6 protein-coding genes are annotated in these 7,634 nt (G+C 67.3%); 3 read left to right on the top strand and 3 right to left on the bottom strand.

What is annotated here, in order from left to right; genetic code table 11:
• Positions 1-97 precede the first annotated feature (97 nt).
• Complete coding sequence (locus ACPYN4_RS06435; protein ID WP_287271905.1) at positions 98-1,069, bottom strand: type IV toxin-antitoxin system AbiEi family antitoxin domain-containing protein; 972 nt, start codon at positions 1,067-1,069, stop codon at positions 98-100.
• 244 nt (positions 1,070-1,313) lie between these two features.
• On the bottom strand, positions 1,314-2,102 hold the full coding sequence (locus ACPYN4_RS06430; protein ID WP_287271903.1) for a CPBP family intramembrane glutamic endopeptidase: 789 nt from the start codon (positions 2,100-2,102) through the stop codon (positions 1,314-1,316).
• A 162-nt stretch (positions 2,103-2,264) separates the two neighbouring features.
• On the opposite strand from ACPYN4_RS06430, the gene ACPYN4_RS06425 reads away from it, so the two are divergent.
• The 3 genes from ACPYN4_RS06425 to ACPYN4_RS06415 all read left to right on the top strand — a co-directional run bounded on the left by ACPYN4_RS06425 (position 2,265) and on the right by ACPYN4_RS06415 (position 6,984).
• On the top strand, positions 2,265-4,100 hold the full coding sequence (locus ACPYN4_RS06425) for an ABC transporter family substrate-binding protein (RefSeq protein WP_287271901.1): 1,836 nt from the start codon (positions 2,265-2,267) through the stop codon (positions 4,098-4,100).
• Between the two features lie 183 nt (positions 4,101-4,283).
• Positions 4,284-5,801, top strand: a complete 1,518-nt coding sequence (locus ACPYN4_RS06420; protein ID WP_287271900.1) for an ABC transporter permease — start codon at positions 4,284-4,286, stop codon at positions 5,799-5,801.
• Position 5,802: 1 nt separating this feature from the next.
• Positions 5,803-6,984, top strand: coding sequence for an ABC transporter permease (locus ACPYN4_RS06415; protein WP_287271898.1), 1,182 nt, complete (start codon positions 5,803-5,805; stop codon positions 6,982-6,984).
• 21 nt (positions 6,985-7,005) lie between these two features.
• Here ACPYN4_RS06415 and ACPYN4_RS06410 read toward each other — a convergent pair whose 3' ends face one another.
• On the bottom strand, positions 7,006-7,629 hold the full coding sequence (locus ACPYN4_RS06410) for a PH domain-containing protein (protein WP_287271896.1): 624 nt from the start codon (positions 7,627-7,629) through the stop codon (positions 7,006-7,008).
• Positions 7,630-7,634 lie beyond the last annotated feature (5 nt).

Raw genomic sequence — 7,634 nt, 5'->3', positions numbered from 1 at the left:
CGAGGGCCGCGCCCACCCCCCTTGTGTTGTGGGTAATCGTGCGATCAATAATTTATTGGGGGCTGGGGGGCGGCCGCGCCCCGCCCCCCGTTCGGCGTCATCCGCGCCCGCGGAGCGCGCGCGCCAGCGTGCGCAGCGGCGCCATCTCGAGGGGGCGCAGCTGCGGCAGCCCCGCGCTGAGCAGGATGGTGCGCAACAGTTCCCAGGCCGAGACCTCGCGCCACCCCCAGTGACGCACCGTCGAGACCCCGCGCCTCATGAGCCGCGCATCGCGGATGCCGCGCTCCCGCAGCGCCGTGCGTGCATCGCCGAACTCGCCGCTGTACTTGATCTCCCCGTCCGCCTCCGCGCCGATGCGCCACTGGCGCCAGCCGAAGTCCATCCGATCATCGTCGCCAGGATGCTCGCCGCGAACCCACACCTGCAACTCCGGTTCCGGAAAGCCCAACCATTCGATGCTCGCGAGGCTGACGTTCTCGAGCGCCGACTCCGGTACATCGCTCGCGCGTTCGAGCACCCACTGCGCTCGTCGCCAGCCACGCGATGACGGACGCGCGTCGAGGAGCGATCTGATCCCGTCGGGCGACAACTCCGCATCCTCTCGCAACGCCGCTCCGACGACGGCGAGACCCACGGCCGGATGCTGCAGGCTCGCCGCGTCGGCTGCGATCTCGGCGACGGTCGCGACGAGCAGGCCGCCAATCCGGTCGTGCTCGGGGAGTCGCTGGGCCCCGTGCATCCGCAGATCGCCCGCAGCGCGGCTCGTCGTGGACCCGGGGAGGACGACGTGGACGAACTCCGGCTCGCCGAACACCGGCATCCCTCGCAGAACGGCAGCGGACTCGCGGATGAAGATCGCGTCGGGGTAATCGATCGCGACAGCGTAGACCCGTGCGCGATATCGTTCCCACGGCGCGAGCGAGTGCCAGGTCTCCGCGACCGCGTAAATGCCGCGGCGCACGCGGACCATCTCCCCGGATCGCACGGCACGATCCAGGTGAGAGTCGGCGCGGCGGGGGATGAGGATGACGGGGCACGGGGTGAGGTCTGCGAGCGAGAGGGGCGGCATCCCCCGATTCCACTCGCTCGCACTCGCGCGCGGGCGCACCCCGGGGCAATCGGTGGACAACTCCGCGGATTCGCGCGTTGTGGAGAGCGCACCGCTCCGGGGCCCTCGCCTGCGAGACACCGTCCCGGCACCGAGACACGGGTGCACGGAGCGTGTCTCGGTGCACGGTCCGCGTCTCGCGGATGGGTCGACCCGGCGCGGCGCGGGCGGGCGGGGGCGCCCGGACGCGACCGGATGCCGGGGCTCAGCTGAACAGGGTCGGCCACCACGCGGCGGCGAGCGGATAGCCGACGAACGCGATGACGTCGATCAGGGTGTGGGCGATCACGAGCGGCATGACGCGGCCCCAGCGGTGGTACACCCAGCCGAACACGATGCCCATCGCGATGTTGCCCGCCAGGGGACCCCAGCCCTGGTACGCGTGGTACGCGCCGCGCAGGGCGGCCGTCGACAGGATGATCGCCCAGGTGCCCCAGCCCAGGCGCCGTAGCCGGTCGAAGAGGTATCCGATGAAGATGACCTCCTCCGTCAACCCGGCCCGCACCGCGGCCAGCAGCAGCAGCGGGACGGTCCACCACGACGGATCCAGCGGCGAGGCGTCGACCTGCACCGTGATCCCGAGGGCGCGGCCGGCGACGTACAGGCCGAGTCCGGGGATGCCGATGACCGCCACCAGCAGCACGCCGCCACCGACATTCCGGCCGAACGCGCGGAAGTCGAGCCCGATCCGCCGGAACGCGGACACCCCTGGCTCCCACAGCAGGTAGATCGCCAGCGCGATCGGCGCGAGGGCGAAGAACTGCGCGACGAACTGGTAGAGCACATCCCAGAACTGCTGCGCGTTCGCGCCGGGGTTCAGCGACGTCGACTGGTCGCCGAGCGCCTGCTCCCGGGTGAGGGCCTGCACGAGTGAGAGCACGGAGTACACCGCCGAGCGCCCCACAGACAGCATCAGGACGATCGCGACCTCCCACCACAACTGCTGGTGCGTGCGGCTGAAGCTTTGCGATTTCGCGATGTGCGAGTCCCTCACGTTGTCAGAATGTCACAATCCCGCCGCACCGAGTTAAGGCTCTGTAACTTTTTCCGTCGATCGTTTTGAGCACGGCCCAGCGCGTGCTTATGTTGTTCCATCCGCGCCCCGTCAGCCCTGTCTGCCGCGTGCGCACAACCTTGTACAGGAGGAACAGTGAGAATGAAGCGCATCTCGGCTGCGGTGGCACTCGCCGCAGCCGGCGCACTGGTGATCTCGGGCTGCGCCGCCGGTGGCGGCGACAACAACAACGACGACTCCGGTCTCGTTGAGGGCTCGTCGATCACCGCAGCGTGGAACCAGGCGTTCTACTCGATGAACGGCAACACGTCGTTCGGCAATGCCACGGCGAACAACAACATCAACTACCTGGTGCTCGACGGGTTCAACTACTACAACAACGTCCCGGAGCTCGTGCAGAACACGTCCTTCGGCTCGTACGAGGTGTTGAGCGAAGACCCGCTGACCGTCAAGTACACGATCGCCGACGGTGTGAAGTGGTCCGACGGCACCGACGTCGACGCCGCCGACCTCCTCCTGAACTGGGCTGCGCTGTCGCGTTCGCTGGACACGCCGGACTTCGACCCGGACGACTTCACCGACCCCGAGACGGGCGAGTTCACCGACGCCTTCCCGACCGACGTCGTCTACTTCGACTCGGGCGCCACCCCGACCTCGGGCCTCGGCCTCGTGTCGGAGACCCCCGAGGTCGGCGACGACGGCAAGTCGATCACCATGAAGTACGACGCGCCTTACGTCGACTGGGAGCTCGCCTTCACGTCGCCGCTGCCCGCGCACATCATTGCCGAGAAGTCGCTCGGCATCGATGACGCCGCGGAGGCCAAGCAGGCCGTCCTCGACGCCGTGCAGAACGAGGACGCCGCGAGCCTCGCGAAGCTCTCGTCGTTCTGGAACTCGGGCTTCAACTTCACCGAGATGCCGTCGGACACCGACCTCGTCACCGCGAGCGGCCCGTACATCATCACGGACTACGTCGCCGACCAGTTCGTGACGCTGAAGGCCAACCCCGAGTACAAGGGTGAGAACTCGCCCAACATCGAGGAGATCACGATCCGCTTCATCCCGGACCCGCTCGCTGCGGTCCAGGCGCTGGAGAACGGCGAGGTCGACATCATCCAGCCGCAGGCCACGGCCGACATCGTGACCGCGCTCGACGGCATCGACGGCATCACGGTCAACCAGGGCGTCGGTGGCACGTACGAACACCTCGACCTGCAGTTCGACCAGGGCAAGAACCCGGAGAACATCTTCTCGAACCCGCAGGTTCGCGAGGCGTTCCTCAAGACGGTTCCCCGCCAGGAGATCCTCGACAAGCTCATCAAGCCCATCGCGGGCGAGGGCGCGCTGCTGCGCAGCTCGCAGATCTTCGTCCCGGGCGCCGAGGGCTACGACGACTCGGTCGCCAACAACGGCTCCGAGGCGTTCGCCGAGGTCGACATTGAGGGCGCCAAGGCTCTCCTCGACTCGTCGGGCATCACCAACCGTGACGTCTGCATCCTCTACGCATCGAACAACCCGCGCCGTGTCAACGAGTTCGCGCTGATCCAGCAGTCCGCTGGCCTGGCCGGCTTCAACGTCACCGACTGCGGTTCGACCGAGTGGGGCGGCCTCCTGGGAACGCCGGGCGCCTACGACGCCTCGCTGTTCGGCTGGCAGTCCACCAGCCTCGGCGTGACCAACTCGCTGCCCACCTTCGAGACCGGCGGCATCAACAACATGAACTTCTACTCCAGCGAGGCCGTGGACTCCGCGGTCAGGGAGCTGCAGACGGAGTTCGACGCCGAGAAGCAGATCACCCTGCAGCAGGACATCGACAAGGCCCTGTGGGATGACTTCTACGGTGTCACCATCTTCCAGTTCCCGGAGGTCACGGCGTTCAGCGACCGTGTCACCAACATCGACCCGTCGATCCTCGCTCCGACGATCTTCTGGAACGCATGGGACTGGGAAGTCACTGACGGCGGTACCGCCGAGTAAGCGCGAGAAAACGGTGTGATGCCGGGTCCCACCCGGTATCGAACCTAGGGAGGGTGCAGGTCGCTTCGGGGGCCTGCACCCTCCTGCGTTAGACTTTCTCGTCGCGGCGCGATCCGGAGGCCGGCACTTACCCAGCCGGCCTCGTTTCCTGCGCCGACTCATCGATTGGCAGGGCGCCACACCATGGCTTCATTCATCATCCGGCGATTGATCGCGTCGATCTTCGTACTCTTCGCCGCGACGTTCCTGATGTACATCCTCGTGTCCTACTCGGGTGATCCCCTAGAAGACCTGAGGCAGAGCAACGCTCCGAATAAGGCCGAGCTGATGGAGGCTCGGTCCAAACTCCTCAACCTCGACGTCGCACCGCCGCTGCGCTACTTCCTGTGGCTCGGTGGCATCTTCCGCGGCGACTTCGGCATCAGCATCCAGAACCAGTCGGTCAACGCCCTCCTGGGCAACGCAATCACTGCGACGCTGACGCTCGTCACGACCGCCACCATCGTGGCGATCATCCTCGGCATCACCGTCGGCATCGTGTCGGCGCTGCGCCAGTACACCGGCTTCGACTATGGCGTGACGCTGATGTCGTTCCTGTTCTTCTCGCTGCCGATCTTCTGGGTCGCGGTCCTGCTCAAGCAGTACGGCGCCATCCAGATGAACAACTGGCTCGCGAATCCGGTGATATCCGTCCCCGTGATCATCGGAGTGTCCCTGCTGATGGGGCTCATCTGGATGTCGCTTCTCGGAGGCAAGGCCAAGCGGCGTCTGATCGTCTTCGGCGCCTCGGCCGTCGCCACCGGCGTCGTGCTCGCCGCCCTGTCGGTCACGAAGTGGTTCGCCGACCCGCAGATCGGCATCGTCGTCTACGCCTTCCTCGCGGTCGGCATCGCGGTGGGCGTCACCGCCATCTCCGTCGGCCTGCGCAACCGCAAGGCGCTCTACGCCGCGCTCATCGTCGCGGCGATCGGCATCGCGCTGTACTTCCCGATGATGAACTCGCTGCTCAACGGCATGACGATGATCACGTTCCTGCTGTACGCCCTCGGCACCCTCATGGTGAGCGGTGCGATCGGCTGGTTCATGGGCAAGCCCGACCGCGGCCCTGTCGTCCGCACGACGATGATCACCGGCTTCCTCGTCGCGGGCTTCATCGCGCTCGACAAGTACATGTCGTACTGGGCGGCCTACTCGGCGTCCTCGCGTGTGCGCGGTCGGCCGATCGCCACCGTCGGCGCGTCGACCCCCGGCCTCGGCGGCAACTTCTGGGTGCAGGGTATCGACCTGTTCACGCACCTCCTCCTGCCGACGATCGCGATCATCCTGATCTCGTTCGCCAGCTACACCCGCTACTCGCGGGCGAGCCTGCTCGAGGTCATGAACCAGGACTACATCCGCACGGCACGGGCCAAGGGCCTGACGCAGCGGACCGTCGTCGTGCGTCACGCATTCCGCAACGCCCTCATCCCCATCACGACGATCATCGCGTTCGACATCGGCGCGCTGATCGGTGGCGCGGTGATCACCGAGAAGGTCTTCGGCTGGACCGGCATGGGAAGCCTCTTCATCAACGCCCTGGGCGCGCACGACCCGAACCCCGTCATGGCGTTCTTCGTCGTGACCGGCACCCTGGCCGTCGTTTTCAACCTGATCGCGGACCTCGTGTACGCGGCCCTCGACCCGAGAATCAAGGTGGGCTGACATGAGCATCTCCTCCAACGAGCCCACGACGACCGAGACCGAGGCCAAGGCCGAGATCTCGATCGAGCAGAAGGAGACCGAGGGTCTCAGCCAGGGGCAGATCGTCCGCCGCCGGTTCTTCCGGCACCTTGCGGCCCTCATCTCGATGATCGTGCTGGCGTTCATCGTCGTCCTCGCCTTCACGTCGGTGGGTGTCGACCTCTGGAACATCCGCATCCCCGGCTGGTGGAAGTACGACTGGAACCAGATCCCCGCGAAGCTCAACAACGGCGAGCCCACGCTGAGCCTGTTCCCGCCGGCGTTCGGCGAGCACCCGTTCGGTCAGGACGAGGTCGGCCGCGACATCTTCGCCGTGGTCATGCGCGGTGCGCAGCAGTCGATCATGGTGATGGTCATCGCGGGTGTCGTGGCGACCGTCATCGGCGTCGTGATCGGCGCGATCGCCGGCTTCTACGGCAAGGTCACCGACGCGGTGCTGATGCGTTTCACCGACATCATCATCACGATCCCGCTGATCGTCATCGGCTCGGTGCTCGGCAACACGTTCGGCAGCCTCGGCGCGGCCGTGCTCGGCGTCGTGATCGGCGTCTTCGCATGGACGACGCTGGCCCGGCTCGTGCGCGGCGAGTTCCTGTCGCTGCGCGAGCGCGAGTTCGTGGATGCCGCCCGGGTCTCCGGCGCGCGGGACCGACGGATCATCTTCCGCCACATCCTGCCCAACGCCGTCGGCGTCATCGTCGTCAACGCGACGCTGCTGATGGCCGGTGCGATCCTGCTCGAGTCGGCACTGAGCTTCCTCGGCTTCGGCGTGCAGAGCCCCGACACCTCGCTCGGCAAGATCATCTCGGAGAACCAGGCCGCCTTCGCGACCCGTCCGTGGCTGTTCTGGTGGCCGGGTGTCTTCATCATCGTCATCGCGCTGTGCGTCAACTTCATCGGCGACGGCCTGCGCGACGCGTTCGACCCGCGTCAGAAGAAGATGCCCAGCGAGCGCGCGATGGCCCGCGCCGGACGTGCGGCAGGACCGGCGGCTCCGGTCGTCGACACCACGCCGTCGACCGACGCACCGTCGGTGACGGTCTCGGGCGAGGCGATCTACACGGGCGACGTCGTGAACTATCACGACCCGCGTCCGGAGGAGCCCGGCGACACCCAGCACAAGCCACTCGACCCCGAGCGGTAAGGAACCGGGTCCGTGATGCTGCTAGACCAGCAGGCCGATCGCCGTCGCCGCGCCCAGCGCGGCGGCGACGGCGATCGTCCCGCGGTGCCACACGACGGTCGAGGCCTCCGGGTCGATGCCGCTCGCGAACGCACCGGTGTCCCGCAGGCGTTCCCAGCGGCCGCGCACGAGCTGCGCGAGGTTGCCGATCGGCGTCGTCGTGGCATCCGACGGGCGCAGCTCGCCGTGCACACCTCGGGCCGAGTCGCCGATGCCGTCGAAGTCCTTGGGCGAGAGTCCGAGGGTGCGGTGGCGTCCGGACGCCGGCGCGGCCCACACGCGCACCTGTCGGCCGCGGTCGTCGGCGGACACGACGCGCAGCGTCAGGGCGTAGCGGGTGTCGATCGCGGTGATGTTCGGCCACGGCACGAAGTGGGTGCGGAGCGGGTTCACCACGGTGATGCCGTGCTCTGCCACGACGAGACCCGGACGCCAGTACATCGCCCAGGCGAGCCACGCCACCAGCAGCAGCGGCCACACGAAGCGCAGGGCGGCGAGGGGATCGGTCACGACAGTGGCCACCGCGCCGAAGGCGCAGACGACGATCGTGGCGACGGAGAGGATTCGGCCGAAGAGCGGCCGGTAGTCGACCTCCTGAAAAGACATGACTT

It is taken from the genome of Microbacterium sp. CH-015 (assembly GCF_049707015.1).
In the GTDB taxonomy this organism is placed as follows: Bacteria; Actinomycetota; Actinomycetes; order Actinomycetales; family Microbacteriaceae; genus Microbacterium; species Microbacterium aurum.
Note: the sequence above shows the minus strand (reverse complement) of the source record. Positions and strands in the feature narration are given on the sequence as shown.